This is a genomic window from Paenibacillus sp. HW567, assembly GCF_000374185.1.
In the GTDB taxonomy this organism is placed as follows: Bacteria; Bacillota; Bacilli; order Paenibacillales; family Paenibacillaceae; genus Paenibacillus_AQ.
Map to the genome: position 1 here is coordinate 4,988,467 of NZ_KB910518.1, position 16,831 is coordinate 5,005,297.

13 protein-coding genes and 1 riboswitch are annotated in these 16,831 nt (G+C 51.2%); of the genes, 6 read left to right on the plus strand and 7 right to left on the minus strand.

The window, feature by feature from the left end; all coding sequences use genetic code 11:
• The 3 genes from B212_RS0122140 to B212_RS0122150 all read right to left on the minus strand — a co-directional run bounded on the left by B212_RS0122140 (position 1) and on the right by B212_RS0122150 (position 3,810).
• The gene (locus B212_RS0122140) at positions 1-636 is read right to left on the minus strand and encodes a response regulator (RefSeq protein ID WP_019913308.1); all 636 of its coding nucleotides are present in this window, start codon (positions 634-636) and stop codon (positions 1-3) included.
• A gap of 24 nt (positions 637-660) precedes the next feature.
• Positions 661-2,307: a sensor histidine kinase gene (locus B212_RS0122145; RefSeq protein WP_019913309.1), complete on the minus strand. Its 1,647-nt coding sequence runs from the start codon at positions 2,305-2,307 to the stop codon at positions 661-663.
• 642 nt (positions 2,308-2,949) lie between these two features.
• On the minus strand, positions 2,950-3,810 hold the full coding sequence (locus B212_RS0122150; RefSeq protein WP_019913310.1) for an AraC family transcriptional regulator: 861 nt from the start codon (positions 3,808-3,810) through the stop codon (positions 2,950-2,952).
• 86 nt (positions 3,811-3,896) lie between these two features.
• Between B212_RS0122150 and B212_RS32190 the strand changes: the two genes are divergently transcribed.
• Positions 3,897-5,828, plus strand: a complete 1,932-nt coding sequence (locus B212_RS32190) for a beta-N-acetylhexosaminidase (RefSeq protein WP_019913311.1) — start codon at positions 3,897-3,899, stop codon at positions 5,826-5,828.
• A 107-nt stretch (positions 5,829-5,935) separates the two neighbouring features.
• On the opposite strand, the gene B212_RS0122160 is transcribed toward B212_RS32190, so the two are convergent.
• Positions 5,936-7,009, minus strand: a complete 1,074-nt coding sequence (locus B212_RS0122160; protein WP_019913312.1) for a Gfo/Idh/MocA family protein — start codon at positions 7,007-7,009, stop codon at positions 5,936-5,938.
• A 135-nt stretch (positions 7,010-7,144) separates the two neighbouring features.
• Between B212_RS0122160 and B212_RS0122165 the strand changes: the two genes are divergently transcribed.
• Positions 7,145-8,080: a hypothetical protein gene (locus B212_RS0122165; RefSeq protein WP_028530991.1), complete on the plus strand. Its 936-nt coding sequence runs from the start codon at positions 7,145-7,147 to the stop codon at positions 8,078-8,080.
• An 86-nt stretch (positions 8,081-8,166) separates the two neighbouring features.
• On the plus strand, positions 8,167-8,406 hold the full coding sequence (locus B212_RS0122170; protein WP_028530992.1) for an NHLP leader peptide family RiPP precursor: 240 nt from the start codon (positions 8,167-8,169) through the stop codon (positions 8,404-8,406).
• Positions 8,407-8,429: 23 nt separating this feature from the next.
• Here the strand turns inward: B212_RS0122170 and B212_RS0122175 are convergent, their stop codons facing one another.
• A complete protein-coding gene (locus tag B212_RS0122175) occupies positions 8,430-10,346 on the minus strand; it encodes a sensor histidine kinase (protein WP_019913315.1) in 1,917 nt (638 codons plus the stop codon).
• 106 nt (positions 10,347-10,452) lie between these two features.
• Positions 10,453-12,351 carry a sensor histidine kinase gene (locus B212_RS0122180; protein ID WP_019913316.1) on the minus strand — a complete coding sequence of 633 codons (1,899 nt, stop codon included), beginning with the start codon at positions 12,349-12,351 and terminating at the stop codon, positions 10,453-10,455.
• Between the two features lie 235 nt (positions 12,352-12,586).
• Here B212_RS0122180 and B212_RS33345 point away from each other — a divergent pair, with 235 nt between their 5' ends.
• Both B212_RS33345 and B212_RS0122190 read left to right on the plus strand, forming a co-directional pair.
• Positions 12,587-13,066, plus strand: coding sequence for a hypothetical protein (locus tag B212_RS33345; protein ID WP_019913317.1), 480 nt, complete (start codon positions 12,587-12,589; stop codon positions 13,064-13,066).
• A gap of 54 nt (positions 13,067-13,120) precedes the next feature.
• Positions 13,121-13,183, plus strand: a riboswitch (Fluoride riboswitch).
• 72 nt (positions 13,184-13,255) lie between these two features.
• The gene (locus B212_RS0122190; protein WP_084673425.1) at positions 13,256-14,575 is read left to right on the plus strand and encodes a voltage-gated chloride channel family protein; all 1,320 of its coding nucleotides are present in this window, start codon (positions 13,256-13,258) and stop codon (positions 14,573-14,575) included.
• 13 nt (positions 14,576-14,588) lie between these two features.
• Here the strand turns inward: B212_RS0122190 and B212_RS0122195 are convergent, their stop codons facing one another.
• Complete coding sequence (locus B212_RS0122195; protein ID WP_019913319.1) at positions 14,589-15,827, minus strand: MFS transporter; 1,239 nt, start codon at positions 15,825-15,827, stop codon at positions 14,589-14,591.
• Positions 15,828-15,943: 116 nt separating this feature from the next.
• Between B212_RS0122195 and B212_RS0122200 the strand changes: the two genes are divergently transcribed.
• On the plus strand, positions 15,944-16,735 hold the full coding sequence (locus tag B212_RS0122200; RefSeq protein ID WP_019913320.1) for a peptidylprolyl isomerase: 792 nt from the start codon (positions 15,944-15,946) through the stop codon (positions 16,733-16,735).
• The last annotated feature ends 96 nt before the right edge of the window (positions 16,736-16,831 follow it).

Here is a 16,831-nt window from a genome sequence, read left to right on the forward strand (position 1 = left end):
TTAGTCAAATGACATTTCATACTTGGTAAGTCCGACTGCATTGGCATAGAGTGCCGCCTGTGTCCGGTCTGCGACCTGAAGCTTCGCCAGGATCTGGCTGACATGCTTCTTCACAGTAAATTCGCTGATGAACAGGCGTGAGGCGATCTCCCGGTTGCATGCCCCCTGCCCAAGCTCAATCAGCACTTCCTTCTCCTTCGGAGTCAGTTCGTCGGTAGGACTGTTGCCACTCATCCGCATCTTATCTTCCATCAGCCCGGGATCATAATACTTTCTGCCCTTATGTACCAGTTGAATGGCAAACAGCAGCTCCTCCGGCAATGCTTCCTTCAGTACATATCCATCAACCAGCACTTCCTCAGCCTTCAGGAAATCCTCTCTGCTCGCCGAGGAGGTCAACAGGATAAACTTGCTTATCAGCCCGCGCGAACGCGCTGCCTTGATGACATCCAGCCCTGATTCATCAGCCAGCTTGAGATCAATCAGCACCAGATCAGGCTGCGTCTCCTCAATGACCAGAAGCGCTTCTTGACCATTCGTTGCTTCACCGGCAAACTGCAGATTGGCCTGCATGGAAATGACCGCCGCAAGCCCTCTTCTCACCAATGGGTGATCATCAACAATGACGATTTTCACTAGATCGACCTCCTTGCCTAAAGTTTATGCATTTTTTAATTCAGTTACGCCGACAGGTATCGTAATTAAAATTCTTGTGCCTGAATGCTCACTGCTGGACAACTGAAAGTCTCCGCCTAAAGACTGCGCCAAATATTGCATATTCTTCATACCTAATCCTCCGGTGTTATCCTCGGATTCGGTCCAGAGCAGATCAGTATCGAACCCGACACCATCGTCGATGATCGAAAGTCTGATCCATTTCGGCTTGAGTGACAGCTCGACATCCACCCGGCTGGCCGCGCCATGACGTATGGCATTGCCTGTCGCTTCCGAGATAATCCGGAAGAGCGCCTTATGGTAAGGGTAAGGGAGACTGAAATCGTCCCCCGTTATTTTCAGCTCAATTTCCACATCATTCAGCCTGGACAAGCTTTTCAAATGCGACCGGACCATGCCCAGCCAGGTGGGCCCGCCGCTTTTTTTGGAGCTTAGGCTGTAGATGGTAATCCGCAGCTCCTTGGCAACCTTGGTGGCCGAGTCATGAATCAGCTCAATTTGCTCCTCCAGCTCGGGTTCGGACATCTTCCGCCACGTCTGCTTCAGCGAATGGGTCGCATATACAATCCCGAACAGGCTTTGGGATACACTGTCATGCATTTCATCGGCGATCCGGTTCTGCTCGTTGGTGATGATCAGCCGGTTCTCAATAACGCCCAGCTCATGGCGCTCAAGAATGATCGCACTCAGCTCTGAAAGGAACATCAACTGCTGAATATACCATCTGCGGCCCTCCAGCCCTTCCGTGGCTTCCAGCTTTACGCCGATCATGCCGACAAAACGCGTGCTCATCCTTACAGGCATAAGCAGAAAATCTCCAAGTCCGGGCAGGCTTTTGAATACCGGCTCACGCTGCAGTCTCCACTCGTGCTCGTGCTTCTCCAGCTCCCCGAAAATAAAACGTTCTTCCTCGTGCTGCCAGCCGGTCTGCCGGCTCTGCGGAGCAGGCTCGCCGCTCTTCTTGGCGAACCAGAACAGCGCTTTGTCCAGCTTCGTCAGCTTCACCACATAATCCGTGATCACCTGACCGATGTTCATGAAATCATGCTGGCTTGAGGTTTCCACGATATGATACAGCGATTTAATATGCTCCATGGTTTCGTTCGTCCGTGCGTTTGCTGCCTCCCTCTGCCGCTTAATCCGGTTAACCATTTGCATAATTATAACCGTAAGTACCAGGGCTAGAAACAGGTTGCCGTTCTCAAGTACAACTTCCGAGAAGGTTCTGCCGGCAGAATTCAAGAAAAGATAGCAGCTAACAGCCACTATAGCGATATAACTCAGGAGTAGAGTCCAGCCAAAATAAAATGACAATGATCCTGCCGCAATCAGCACAGGATTAAGCACATACATTTTGAATGAGCTGTCATACCCTCCAGTAAATAACATCAATGCAATGATCCCAGCCATTTCTATGCTTACAGCAAGCATGAGATAACGCGGCCATTTACGCAGCCTCCGGTACACGATTGTAAATACTTGGGCGAATAAGAAAAGTGCCATGATTAATAGGGATTTATAGCTGACGGAAGGCCCCGTGTGATCCATGAGGTACATGAGTGATGTGAGGGACAAAGAAAAAATTCTGTAAAAAGAAATCATTCTGTCTTCCGCGGTTGACTTAATTTTCATCCCACCACCCAATTCTCCAGTTTGTGGAAAATGCGAGCTTATTTTAAGCTTTCTTTAAGCTTTGTTTAACAGCATCATACATGAGAAAAATCACAATAACAAGTTCCCTTTTTTGCTGATAACGTTTTCATTTCAGATGAATTTCATATTTTCGGGCTTTTTTTTTCGTTTTTTTATTAAAAGCCATCCACCGCTGCAAATGATAGCGAATTCATAAATTTCAGGGATTTACAAGAGCACATAAAGCAGCCCGCCCACAAAAAAATGGACAGGCTGCTACGGCTGTTATATCTGTGGTTGTCCTAATCATTCCAGTCTTCCGCAGTCTAATCGGCTACCGCTGGCACATCTTCAGGCAACTTGGATGAATTGCAAATACAAATCTGATAGCGCTGTTCGCCAACGATATGATACCCGGTGGACAAAATCCGCACATTATTGTTCCGTGTGTCCACCTTATGGAGACTGCAGCAACTGATGCAGTAAAATTCCCTCATGGCTTCATCTCCGGCATAGTCTTTAAGAACTATCGTAAAAACTGCTAATATTATCTAAATAATAGCACCACATTTTTGCAAGTGTCAATAAAAAATACCAAATTCCGACAATCTTCTGCTGTACAAAGTAGAATCATGTCGATAATTATAGATTGTTGCGGCAAATCAGCGGAGATACTCCCATATATTTCTTGAATAACCTTGAGAAGTAAAAAGAATCGCTGTAATGAAGCAGCCCGGAGATTTCTTTGACCTGCAGAGAAGTATTGAGCAGCAAATGCTTGGCTTCCGCCATCCTCAGCCGGTGGACATATTCATGCAGCGGGTAGCCGCTGCTGCGGCGTACAAGGCGGCGAAGCGTCGACATGGAGATATGATGTTTGGCGGCAATCTCCGAAAGGTCCAGCGTCCCATAAATACAGGAGTTCAAATCCTCGCGGATTTGCGGCATGAGCGATGTCTGCCAAGTCCGCTGATTGTCCCGGATAATGGGCGAACACTCCAGCAGCATGCTCTCCAGCACCAGGGCCGCCCGGTCGGCATCTGCGGGGGCGCCGCCATCCATCAGCTCCAGCACCTGCTCGAACAAGGCCGAAAGACCCTGCACCGCATTGTTATTGTTCTGAAAAACAGCTCCCCCCGCTATTAGTCCTGCCTCCAGCCATTCCGCAACCCGGGTTCCGCTAAAATTAATATAATATTCGTCCCAGCTTCCGCCTGGCGGAGGACCAAAGCTATAGGTACAGCCCGGACGGAAGAAAAACAGGCTGCCGCCGCGAACCTGTTGTGTCTTGCCATTGTTCTCCGTATAAGTCCCGTTCCCCGATCCAATATAGACAAGGGCCCAATGCCCGAATACTACGTTCGATCGAAACAGGGTTCTTCCCGGCAAATGACCTGCTTGCCCAATCTGGATCGACTTCAGCCTAAGCTTGGAGGATTCCACCTTGGGATCAATAATCCTTATGGGGTATGGACTGATCATATAATCCATGACCTTGGGCATACAATGTATTCCTCCCACTGTTTCAGAGTGATATGGTTAATTCTAAAGATGATCATATTCTACATGAACAAGAGGTGTCCACGCTAATGTCTAAGCCACACAGTCTGCATCTTCTTCCCCACCCGCGGTCAATAGTTTGGTCTGAGGGCCAGTTCCATCTTCCCGCCAAAGGCAGTATCGTTCTTGGCAGGGAGGAGGACCGTGCCGTAATCCCAGCCGCCCGCAAGCTTCAACTCCTGCTGTCACAGACGCTTCAGTTGAATGTGCCTCTATCTGTAGGCACGCGTCCATCTGTCCGCCCCGTCTACTACTTTAGTTATAGTCCTCTGCTGCCACAGCAGGGCTATGAGCTCCACGTAGGGGAGAACGGAATTTCCGTAACCTACGGCTCACCGGAAGGGGCCTTTTATGCTGTAGCCACATTGAAACAGATTATTCGGCAATGCGGCAGAGAAGTGCCTTTTCTGCAGATCAGCGACCAACCGGATTTCCCCGCGAGAGGAATTATGCTCGACATCAGCCGCAACAAAATTCCCAAGCTGGACACCCTGTACCGGATCATAGATTTCATGGCCGATTTGAAGCTGAACCAATTGCAGCTATATATAGAAGGTTCTCCATTCGCCTATGAGTCCTTCCCTCAGGTCTGGGAGCTGGAAACCCCTATTACCGGTGAAGAAATTCTGCTGCTGGATGCTTACTGCCGCGAGCGTTATATTGAGCTTGTTCCGAATCAAAACAGCTTCGGGCACATGGAGGGCTGGCTGACCCGTCCGGAGTTCAATGACCTGGCGGAAATTTCCGAAGGTTTTATGTTCCCGAAACACATGTACGATAATGACATGTACCCGGAGGGACTATTCATGCACCCGGGAACGTTCCACACCGAAAATCCTGAAGTGCTTGGACTACTAGGCACAATGTATGATGACCTGCTTCCTTACTTCTCCTCAAAGCTGTTCAATGTCGGCTGTGATGAGACGTATGAGCTTGGGCTTGGCAAGAGCAAGGCCACGGCAGACTCAAAAGGCAAAGGCCAGCTATACTTGTCTTTTCTTCAGAAAATTCATGGGCTTGTCCTGGAGCGCGGCAAAACTATGCAATTCTGGGGCGACATTATTCTCCAGCATCCCGAGCTGATTCCCCAGCTTCCCAAGGATATTATTGCCATGGAGTGGGGGTATGGCGCAGAGCACCCGTTCGAGGCGGAAACGCTGAAATTCAAGGAAGCGGACATTCCTTTCTACGTCTGCCCGGGGACCAGCTCCTGGAATTCTCTCACGGGACGCAGTGACAATATGCTGGCCAATCTGCGGAGCGCCGCGATTCACGGCAAGAATAATGGTGCCATTGGCTACCTTATCACCGATTGGGGGGACTTCGGACACTGGCAGCACCTGCCGGTCAGCTATGCCGGATTTGTATATGGTGCGGGGGTAGCATGGAATGTAGAGAACAATCTTGAGGCAGATGTTGCCGAATATCTGAATACCTCCGTATTCTATGACCGTTCGGGGAAGATTGGACAATTGCTGCTCGATCTCGGGAACTATTATAAGCTTGAATCCGGGATTTCCCGTCCGAACGATACGGAGCTGTCGATGCTGATGCGCACCCTGCTGCACAATGTGGGGCTTGCCTTGAAGCTTACAGCCGGACATTTCGATCATTTGGAGCAGTATATCAGCGAAGTAGAGGATAGGCTTGAGGATCTAACGCTGGAATGCGAAGATGCCGCTCTAGTTATTGAAGAACTGCGAAACGGCATTCATTTTGTACAACATGCGGTACAGCTTGGCCGGATTAAATTACTGCTGGCCTCAGAGCCGGAGAAACTAAATGCAGCGCTGATCCGCCGGCAGATCAAGGACCTCGATATTCTGCTGCATCACTACCGGCAGATCTGGCTTCAGCGCAACCGGCTAGGCGGCCTGGAGCAGAGCGTCTCAAGGCTTGCCCGGCTCCGCGCCGAATACAGCAAGCTGGCGGCAGAGCTGGCCGAAACTAAGGCGTTGTAACATTATTTATCTATAGTAGAGGTCCGGCACACCGACAAAAGGCTGCTCTATCCGCAAAAATCTTGCGGATAGAGCAGCCTTCAATGATTCAGCCGCATTTCTGCCGTTCACTCCGTCCAGGGCTGGCTCTGTGAAACAACCGTCTGCCCGCTCAACGCCGCCTGCTCCAGAAGCAGTGCCAGGTATTGGTCCTGGCTGGCTTCGGCCAGACTGTAGAACGAAGGCCCGCCCTCAATATGCTGCTGCATCCGGACAAGGCATTCCGCAATGGCAAGCTCCTCCTCCGAGAGCCGGGCCGGAGCAAAGGGATTGCGGTACAGCCATTCACCGTCAGCCATAATGCCCTTAAGGTAAAAGCCCTCCAGATTGCCGCCATGTCCGGCGTCGATCCGCTGCAGCTTGCTGTACAGCGGTGTATCATAGCTTTGCAGCCAGGATACATCCTCGTTCGAAAGCTCCCCGCGTTCCCCGCGCACCAGAACCCGGCTTCGGCGAATCCATGAGAAATACTGGTCACGGGTGAAATCGAACACTCCCAGCTTGTCTCCAAAGTCCAAAGTGGCAAGTAGCTGTACGCTCTCCACCGTTTCTTCGGCTGACGGCAGCACACTCCGCTCCGGTCCTTTTATAATAGAGGAGCAGAAATTGTGCGCCCGGATGCTGACGTTCCGAAAGCCGGTGCCCAGCAGATGCCGGATCAGACTGATTCCGTGATAGCCGTGCGCAGCCGACACCTGAGCCTGGCTGATGGCGCCCAGCCGTCCCGAAGCAGCCAGCGCAATTCTTGCCGCATGCATGGGCTGGAACAAATACTGCTCAGCGATCTGAAGGGTGGCGAAGCGGCCTACCCGGTTCCACAGCTCTATCAATTGCTCCAAATCCGGCGCGGGAGGCGTTTCGGCCAGCACCGGAATTCCGGCTTCGGCCAGCCTGATTACATACGCTGTGCTGATCTCCTTTTTCAAGCTGACAACGGTGAAGGAATAGGCTCCTGCCGCAATAAATTCCTCAAATGTGGTGTATACCCGGACTCCCCAGGTTCTGCTCAAGGCTTCCGCCTTCTCCCAGTTGCGGACGTACATTGCGCCTACGGCGAACCGCTCCGGCAGCTCTCTGGCGATCCGCAGATAAAATTCTGCACGCCAGCCCCCGCCTACCAGTCCAAATACAATCTTCTCCATACCTGTTCCCCCTTCTCCTAATCATACTTTGCTTTAACTCTCAAATTCTGATTGAAATCGCCGATCTGGAAGACTATAATCATGACAAATACCCACTTTTTTCCTGAATATTACAAAATGACAGGGGACAAAACTATGGATTGGCTGCACGATTACGAAGAAGAGCTCCGTTTGGTGTTTCTGGAATGCAGCGCTATCATCTCCGAATTTCCAGAACCGCTTCAGGCTCAAGGGTTGTCCTATCTCGATCAGTTCAACGTATTTGGCGCAGGAAGCCACAAGAACTACATCTGTTATCTTCTCCCGTTCTGGTTCAGGGACGGATATGGCCTTACCCGGGAGGACACCCGCCAAATGTCGGTGGGCAACATCTTTGCCATGCTGTATTTCTTCATTCAGGATGATCTGATGGACAGCGGTGAATCCACACCTGCCAAGCTGCTGCCGCTGGCCAATCTGTTCCATGTAGAGTTTATGAATAAATACAGACCGCTTTTCCCGGCAGCTTCCCCCTTCTGGCCGTGCTTCAACCGTTATATTACCGAATGGGCAGACAGTGTGGCCGGAGAGACGGGCAGTGATTATTATCAGAATAACGTGATCAAAATCGCCCATAAAGCCAGTCCCTTGAAGCTCTCCAGCACCGCCGTCCTGCTGCACACAGGCAATTCCTCTCTCATTAAGGAAGCCGAGGATATGATCCATGTAGTTCTGTTCACCCTGCAAATGCTCGACGATTATGAGGATTGGGAGCAGGATCTCGCAGAGGGCAGCTATAACTGTCTGCTGTCGCTGGTGCGTCATCATCTTGGGCCTGGGTTGGATACGCTTACCAAAGGGCAGGTGAAGGATTATATTTTCACAACAGGAGGACTTACGGCTTATGCCGAAGTGGCCCTTGCCAACCACAGGAGCCTGGAGGAGTACCATTTGAATGTGCCTCATCTGGCCTCATTCCATCAGGTGCTTGTGAAGAATTTACAGCATATCGCCGCTGCCATCGAAGCAGAGAAGCAGCTTTTGCAGGGCGGAGGTCTCAGCTACTGGTTATCCAAGAACATGAACTCTTAAAAACTAGGAAATTAGAGGTAGAATAATAGAAAGGCCTATGCTATACTGATCAGGAAAATATAACCATTTTGGGAAGGGTGATTATTTTGTCAGAAGCAATTCTCAGAAATCAAGTGATTCAGAAGGCATGGGAAGATCCGGGGTTCAAGCAAAGATTACTCACAGATCCAAAAGCAGCCCTCAAAGAAGCGCTAGGCATCAATCTTCCCGATCATATTACTCTCAAAACGGTTGAGGAAGGCTCAAATGAGTTCTACCTGGTCATTCCCCCCAGTCCAGCTTCAGGCGTAGTGAAAGCAGACATCAAACCACAAGGTACCTGGTAAGATATTATAATTCAGCTTAAATCTCATAGGGAGCCAGCACCATCCGGAGCTTCTGCCAACGGCAGAGTAGTAATGGACTCGGTGCCGGCTCCTTTTCTGCTGATAAACCGGACCTCGCCTCCCATCGCCTCAATAATCCGAAACGTAACCATGAGTCCAAGTCCCGTTCCCTTCGTTTTGTTGGAGGAGAAATACGGCTCACCCAGCCTGCTCAGAACCCCCGGCTCCATGCCTGCTCCGTTATCCTTGATGTGAATGTATACTTTGTTCCCTCTGGCATAGGCCATAATAGAGATCAGCCCTTCATCCCCCAGCGACTCAATGCTGTTCTTGATGATATTGATGAAGGCCTGCTTGAATTTGGAGGAATTGCCCTTCACCCATAAATCCTCTCCAACCTCCAGCACCATCTTGCCCCCGTTCAAATGACACAGCGGCAGCAAAATGCTCTCGATATGCTTGCATTCATCATAGACGCTCAGCAGAGAGACTTGCTCAAACTCCGGTTTGGCAAATGTAAGAAAATCCGTAATGATATTGGCCGCACGGTCCAGCTCGCTGAGGGCCATGAACAAATATCTTCGCTCATCAGCCGACGATTTCTCGCTGAGCAATTGCAGAAATCCTCTGGTCACCTGCAGCGGATTGCGTACCTCATGCGCAACGGAGGCGGCCAATTCGCTGATGATCTCCATTTTCTCGGAGCGCTGCAGCTCGTTGTTGAACAGCTCCAGCTCCCGTGAATATTTGACGACCTGCTGATGGTTCAAGGCCAGCCTGCGGCCCAGAATAATGATCAGCGAAAGAATGAACACCACCAGCGCCCACTTCCAGTAGACCAGATCATAATTTCCGCCCCGGATATAATACCAGACCAGTTCGGCCACCCCGGTACAAGCGGCAGTTCCGAAGCCAATGGCGAAGGTGATCGCATCCTTGTTGCCCCGCAGGGAGAACAGGATGACACAAGCAACCAGCAGGATGAACTGCACAATCATGATCACACCAACAACGGCGGTGGAGATGAAATAATAGAATTCTACAAAGCGGTTGCCCGACAGGAGATTAATGACCAAAAAGGTCAAGCAGAATAAGGAGTAGGTGACCTGAAATTTACGGAACCTCCGGATGATGCCCAGCTTGCCGCTGCCGAATATTTTCTCAAACAGAAAGGTCAGCGACGGCAACAGCGACAGCAGCGCCAGATCAAAAAAGACGACGCTAACGGGACCTAAATAACTATAGAAGGTATACATAAAAGGTGAATACGTAATCGACAGAACCCCGGTGGAGGCGATCACTATAGACAAGGAAGAAGCTACAGAGAAATACTCCCTGTTCAGATAAAATGCGCATACAAACATGACCAGCGCCACGAACAGGAACGCGCCGCCCAAAATGATATCGACAAGGCCATTTTTTACATAATCCTTGATCAGGACACTATGCTCGCCAAGCACTGCCCGCTCTTTGATCCCGATGCGCTCCTGCAGCGTCTCTGTCCATATGTACAAGGTAGTGCCGTGAGTTGCATCACTCAGCGGAATGAGCAGTGAATAGTTGTCGTGAATATAACTTCGGTCGCCCTCGAAGATCAGCTTCTGCTGCTGATACACCTTAACATGCAGCGCATACAGCGTATTAATATATATTGAAGGTGCGGCGTATTCATATTTCGGCAGTTCAATCCGCGTCCATGCGGAGGACACCCCGTCCGGGAGCTCCGGCGTCCCCAGAGCGGCATTGATATTCATCCAGCCGTGGTGATCCGACACCGGAACCTCTCGGCCGTTATCACCGTCTTCTCCCCATTTCATTTGCCAGCTTGTGATTTCTTTGGAGGCGGAGCGGTTGTCTGCCGTTACCAGGAGCGAACCGCAGGTCATCAGAAGCAAGATCAACACCGCTGTCAGGTGAATAACTCTAGCAAACAAGCGCATGCAAGCACCTCAGAAGAAAGTTTCAGAAGCAACGTTCTGTTATTGTACTATTTCGCTTCATCCACAGCCCATCCCTTTAAAAAAACGGAATTTCCCGAAAAAACTCCTAAATTTTTACGGATGATGGCAATTTGACGATAACCTCTGTGCCTTCCCCTTTTTTACTCTGAAAATGAATCGAGCCGTTCATGGCTTCAATAATCCGGAAGGTAACCATTAGCCCGAGGCCCGTTCCCTTGGTTTTGTTGGAATAATAGGGTTCGCCCAGCCGGGCCAATTCACTGACCTTCATGCCTTCTCCGTTATCCTGCACACTGATTACAACATGCCCGCCCGATCTCCACGCGGCAATGGTAATCAGACCATTCTCCTGCAAGGATTCAATCGAATTTTTGATCAGATTTATAAAGGCCTGCTTGAATTTGGACGTGCTGCCCAGCACTTGAAGACCGCTCTGCAGCTTAAGCTCTATCGTTCCCCCCTGCAGGTTGGCCAGCGGCACCAGTATGCCGGAGACATGCTCCAGTTCCCGCGATACCTCAAAGTTATCCAGCGTATCCATCCCGGGTTTGGCAAAGGTCAGAAAGTCCGTAATGATTACGGAAGCTCTATCCAGCTCCTCCAGAGCCATGTGCAGATACTCTTTCTCCTTCTCGGCGGAGCGTTCTCCAAGAATCTGCAGGAAACCGCGGGTAACCTGAAGCGGATTGCGCACCTCATGGGCCACCGAAGCGGCAAGCTCGCTGATAATCTCCATTTTCTCCGAACGCTGCAAGTCATTATTGAATTTCTCCAGCTCCTGGGAATAATTCACAGCCTGTTCGTAGTTGCTTGCAAACCTTCTTCCCAGGATGACGATCAGCGAAAGAATGAACACCACCACGCCCCACTTCCAGCAGAAGAGATGGTATCTCTCATTGGAGGCATAGTACAGAATCAGCTCGCTGAGCGACATTACCGCAAACACAACGAAGCCCACCGAGAAAATAAGCGCATCCCGGTTACCATTGAGAGCAGCATGAATAGCCACATACATCAGAAATAGAAACTGTATAATCATCATTACGCCGAGAATGTCCACAGTGGTGAACCGGTACACACTGTCCAGCCGAAAAGACAGCACAGCATTCAATATTAGAAATCCCAGACAGAATAGCGAATAACCTAGCTGAAATTTACGCAGCCGGATGATCCAGCCGTGCTTGCCGGGTCCGAAAATTTGCTCAAAATAAAATGTAAATGCCGGCAGCAGCGTAAATAGAGCCAGATCAAAGCAGATTTCGGTCAGCCGGCCCCCGTTGCCCATAATTAGCGGCAGAAACGGCGAGTAGGTGATCAGCAATACTCCGAAGGACAGAATCACCAGCACAAGCAAGAATCCGCCCTTGAAAAAATCCAGCCGAAGAAATACCAGACAGACCATGAGTGCCACTCCCATGAACAGAAGGGCTGCACCGATTACAATATCCACCAGATCCTGTTTTACGTAAAAAGCCAGCAGCTTGCCGTAGCTTCCCGCCGTGATGCTGCCCTCTACACCAAAGCCCTTATCGCCCCCGCTGCTCCACAGGTAGAGCTGGGACTTCCCCTCTTTACCGGACAGAGGGATCAGTGCCTTGCTTCCATTATAATTAATGATCTCCTGGGAATCATAGATAAGCTTGTTGTTCATATAAGCCTTGACGGTATTTCCGTATATTTTATTAATCAGCAGTGCTGAGTTCTCTTCCGCCGCCGGCAAAGTAAACCGCAGCCAGGCAGCCGTGACACCTGCCGGAGGCAGCGGTCTGGCAGCCCCCGAAGCAATCTTGACCCACTCGTCATCCGGAACCCCCGCCGCCTCACTGGGACTATCAATGTTTCCATAGTCCCATTTCAGCTCCCACTCCGGTAAGGACTGCCCCGTCTTTCCTCCCCATTGCACTGCAATACTTATAGGTACTATAGCAATCAGCAGCAGCAGCACGACAATTGCTGCCGCTGCCTTTGTTGATGAAAACTTCATTATACACCTCAGTGAATCATTAGTTGGATTTATATAGTTCTTATGATACCTGTTTTCGACAACCTTCGCACCATCCCTGCCTGACCCTGCAAAAAAACCGCGAAGCAAGAAGAACCGTCTACACCGTCCTTTATAGCGTCAACACCGCTTTTTGGGCCTGACGGTTAATGAGGCGGAATAATGAATATATTAAGATCAGTCCTGCTATTCATCATGCAAAAGGAGTTGAACGGCGATGGGTAATGAGTTCAATAAAACTGAAGCCGACTTTGAATATGAGCGCTACACAAAGATGGGTGGAGTCCATGAAGCTCCTATTGATCTGGACGGGGTAGTGGATGATGGCTCCGATCCGGCTTTGGTAGGCGATCATATACTTGCTGCCGACATTGGCCTGAATGCGCCTGAACCTGTGCCGGAGCTGCGGGCGGACCGTAATGTGAGATTGACCTCTCCCCCTCCGCCGGGGCGGGATGAGCTGCTGGAATCTGATGCGCTTTTTGCCGCCGGTGCGGCGGGGCTGACCGGCAGCGCGTTTAGCTATGCCGAAGGGGAGGAATCTCCAGCGGAGGCTGGAGAAGAGGAGCCTCCGCTGGAGGATATTCCCGATGCAGACGAGCTTCAGCCGGGAACATCTGCCGATCCGGCGGCTCCTCCGGTGGATGGCATGCCGGGAATTGACATTCTGAACGGCTCAACCGGAGAGGAAGATTAGTTTTGTTATTTTTCGCATTGACTTTTTAACGCCGCATCCTTAATATTGGGTGTAATTCAATACGGCGATGGAGTTCGCCATAACCGTCCCTTAGAGACTAATGACTCCTACCAGTGGGCATTTTGCTGGTAGGAGTCTGTTTTATTATGGGGAGATCAAGTGTAATCGGGGGCTAAAAGAATGAAAGCTATGTATGCGCACTGGCAGAAATGGGTCGAAAGGAGAAGTGATCTGGCGCTTTGGAGCACCTTTATCAAATGGATTGTGCTGGGCAGCGTTGTGGGTGTTCTGTCGGGAACGGCCTCGGCTTTTTTCCTAAAAAGTCTTGATAAAGTTACGGAGCTTCGTATGAATCATGCCTGGCTGCTGTTCCTGCTTCCGCTGGGCGGAGCACTCGTGAGTTATCTGTACATGCGTTACGGCAAAAACAGCTCCAAGGGAAACAACCTGATTCTCGAACAAATCGGGGATGGCAATGAGACGATTCCGCTGCGGATGGCGCCGCTCGTGCTGTTCGGAACTCTCGTTACCCATTTATTCGGCGGCTCGGCGGGGCGGGAAGGTACGGCGGTGCAGATGGGCGGCAGCCTGGCCGAAGGTTTCGGCAAGCTGATCCGCATCAACCCGCTCGACCGTAAAATTCTGCTCATGTGCGGTATCAGCGGCGGCTTCGGCTCCATCTTCGGAACCCCTTTGGCCGGAACGATATTTGGCCTGGAGGTCATTGCGATTGGCCTGATCAGCCATAAAGCGCTGCTTCCCTGCTTTACAGCCAGCTTTGTCGGCGATATAGTCGCTACCCGCGTGTGGGGCGTGAAGCATATCCATTATCATGTTGATGTTTTTCCTGCACTCGGAGCCACCGTCCTGCTTAAGGTGATCCTTGCCTCCATACTGTTCGGGCTTGCCAGCATCCTGTTCAGTGAGCTTACCCATTATCTGAAAAGAACCTTCACAGCACTTGTGACAAATCCCATGCTCAAAAGCGCGCTCGGCGGCTGCATTATAATAGCCTTGGTCTATATTGTCGGCTCCAGAGATTACCTGGGCCTGGGCATTCCTTTGATTCAGGATTCCTTCACGACAGACGTTGCGCCCTTCGCCTTCTTATGGAAGCTTATCTTCACCTCGTTCACCTTGGGAACCGGGTTTCAGGGAGGAGAAGTAACCCCCTTATTTGCTATAGGAGCTACTATGGGCAACAGTCTGGCCGGCATTCTTCATCTATATGCGCCCTTTCTGGCTTCACTTGGATTTATCGCCGTCTTCTGCGGAGCCACTAACACACCTATCGCCTGCTTCATTATGGGCATTGAGCTGTTCGGCTCCGGCGGAGCGGTCTATATGTTCATTGCCTGCCTGGTCAGCTTCCTGTTCTCGGGGCACACAGGCATCTATACGTCCCAGCAGATCGGGATATCCAAGAGCCAGTGGATTCATATCCCTGAAGGCACAACACTTGCTACCGTCAAGCAGCGGCGTAAAAGCAAACCGGAGGCGGACCGCTAAACGCTCTGGAGCACTATTCTTCCAATATTGCCGTTTGTCCGGAGGTGTGTCCCGAGGCGTGGGCCGCTTCGACCTTCGCCTCCAGTTTCCCGGTTTTCACAAGCACTGCTGCCATAAGCAGCATCCACCCGTTAATGACGAATACCCAGCGGATCGGAAGAAATGCGCCGAGCATACCGCCAATGATCGGTCCGGCCATCGTTGCAAGCTGGGTTGCCGCCTGATTCAGACCAAACGCCCGCCCACGAAAGCTTGGATCAATCACTTGGACAATCATAGCATTTACAGAAGGCAGCACACCGGCATAGAACAAGCCGTAAGCAAAACGCAGGATAGCAAATTCTACATAACCGGAGACAAAAAACTGCAGGATGTTCCCGATGCCCCCACCAATCAGGCCGATGAAAAGAACGATTCCAAAGCCTTTACGGCTGCCGATTCTCCCCCACTGCGGGGCCATAATAACCGTGGCTATCCCTACGGCGGAGAACACAATACCTGAGCTAAGTGAAGCGCTGTTCCGCGAAATCCCCATATCCAGCAAATAGATAGGCAGCAGCGGCTCCAGAATCATTACGGAAAACGTAGCCAGGCCCGCAAGCAGCAGGAGTGTAATGAAGGCACGGTTACTCCTGGCCTCCCGGATATCATCACTGACATGCGATCTCGGGGCCGAGCGGTCATAATTCTCCTCCTTGGCGAAAAAGGTGGCAATCAGCGCCGACACCAGCACGATCCCCGCCGAGAACAGAAACGCGCTGCGGTTGCTGGAATAATAGCTGACTACACCGCCAATCAGCGGGCCGAGGATGCTCCCCGTAGCCCCGGCTGTGGACATGATGCTTAGCGCATAGCCTGTCTTGTCCTCTGGAGTGTTGGTAGCGACCATTGCGATTGCCGCCGGAACAAACCCGGCCAAGAGGCCCTGAAAAATACGCACAACAATAAATACATACGGATCATGCACAAAGTAATTGATCAGATAGAGCGCCGCCAGGCTGAATCCCGAACGGATCAGCATGGGCTTGCGCCCGTATTTATCGGCAAGTGACCCCCAGTAAGGAGAAATCAGCGCACTGGCCAGAAAGGTGATGCCGAAGCTGACGCCTGACCAGATTTCCAGATGATTGGTAACGCCTAGCTGGTCACTTAAAAAAATCGAGAGGAACGGTATCGAGATCGAATACGCGGTGCTGCAAAAAAACACGCCTACCCAAAGCACGATCAGGTTCCGCTTCCATGAAAAGCGCATACTGCACACTCCTGTCTGTTTATTCTTGGAAGTACCTACTCATTCTACCCCGCTTTAGGGAATGTGCCAATCCCGGGCGGCCCTCTATATTTTGCAAGGGACGGGAGAAAGGTTGTATGATGATGGATGTGGACAACCGATATTCAAAGATTAAAGGAGCGATTGAGAACGTGAAGCGTACAAGAAGAACCCCGGTCATCCTGCTGGTGATGATGACACTCCTGCTGGTCATTGCCGCAGGCTGCGGCAACAAGCCGGGAAGTAACAATGCAGCGGCAGGTAACGGAAGCAGCAGTGCGGCGGGCAATACCGCACCAGCCAATGAAGCCAGCCCGGCCCCGCAGGAGAGCGCTGCAGCAGCCACTGAAGGCGTGCCTTCAGCGACAGCCAGCCATCCGGTTGTTACGATAGAAATGGACAACGGCGGCATTATCAAGGCCGAGCTGTACCCTGAGGTCGCTCCCAACACCGTGAACAACTTCATTTCCCTGATCCAAAAGGGCTTCTATGACGGAACGATTTTCCATCGTGTTATTCCTGACTTCATGATTCAGGGCGGTGATCCTGACGGAACAGGCACAGGCGGACCGGGCTACAGCATCGCCGGTGAATTCACCGCGAACGGCTTCACCAACAACCTGCTGCATACCCAGGGCGTGCTGTCTATGGCCAGATCCGAGGATATGAATTCCGCCGGCTCACAGTTCTTCATTATGGCCGCCGCTTATCCTAGCCTGGACGGACAATATGCCGCATTCGGCAAGGTTACCGAAGGACAGGATGTGGTGGACACCATCGTCAACCTGCCGCGCGACAGCTCGGACCGGCCGGATCAGCCGCCGGTTATGAAAAAGGTTACCGTAGATACGCTTGGCGTTACTTACCCGGAACCGACAAAGGTGCAGTAACCGGTCGGGCTTGGCATTTGTTGATACAGAACAATATTAAGAGCCGTTTTCCCCTTGCCGGGAAACGGCTCTTTGCTGATTTAAGCCCGCTGTCCA

What these genes read in the sequence shown, in the direction of transcription:
- B212_RS33345 (WP_019913317.1), top strand. Translation starts at nt 12,587, where the DNA reads ATGGGTAATGAGTTCAATAAAACTGAAGCCGACTTTGAATATGAGCGC.
- B212_RS0122150 (WP_019913310.1), bottom strand. Translation starts at nt 3,810, where the DNA reads ATGCCCAAGGTCATGGATTATATGATCAGTCCATACCCCATAAGGATT.
- B212_RS0122145 (WP_019913309.1), bottom strand. Translation starts at nt 2,307, where the DNA reads ATGAAAATTAAGTCAACCGCGGAAGACAGAATGATTTCTTTTTACAGA.
- B212_RS0122165 (WP_028530991.1), top strand. Translation starts at nt 7,145, where the DNA reads ATGGATTGGCTGCACGATTACGAAGAAGAGCTCCGTTTGGTGTTTCTG.
- B212_RS0122190 (WP_084673425.1), top strand. Translation starts at nt 13,256, where the DNA reads ATGTATGCGCACTGGCAGAAATGGGTCGAAAGGAGAAGTGATCTGGCG.
- B212_RS0122180 (WP_019913316.1), bottom strand. Translation starts at nt 12,351, where the DNA reads ATGAAGTTTTCATCAACAAAGGCAGCGGCAGCAATTGTCGTGCTGCTG.
- B212_RS0122160 (WP_019913312.1), bottom strand. Translation starts at nt 7,009, where the DNA reads ATGGAGAAGATTGTATTTGGACTGGTAGGCGGGGGCTGGCGTGCAGAA.
- B212_RS0122175 (WP_019913315.1), bottom strand. Translation starts at nt 10,346, where the DNA reads ATGCGCTTGTTTGCTAGAGTTATTCACCTGACAGCGGTGTTGATCTTG.
- B212_RS0122200 (WP_019913320.1), top strand. Translation starts at nt 15,944, where the DNA reads ATGATGATGGATGTGGACAACCGATATTCAAAGATTAAAGGAGCGATT.
- B212_RS32190 (WP_019913311.1), top strand. Translation starts at nt 3,897, where the DNA reads ATGTCTAAGCCACACAGTCTGCATCTTCTTCCCCACCCGCGGTCAATA.
- B212_RS0122195 (WP_019913319.1), bottom strand. Translation starts at nt 15,827, where the DNA reads ATGCGCTTTTCATGGAAGCGGAACCTGATCGTGCTTTGGGTAGGCGTG.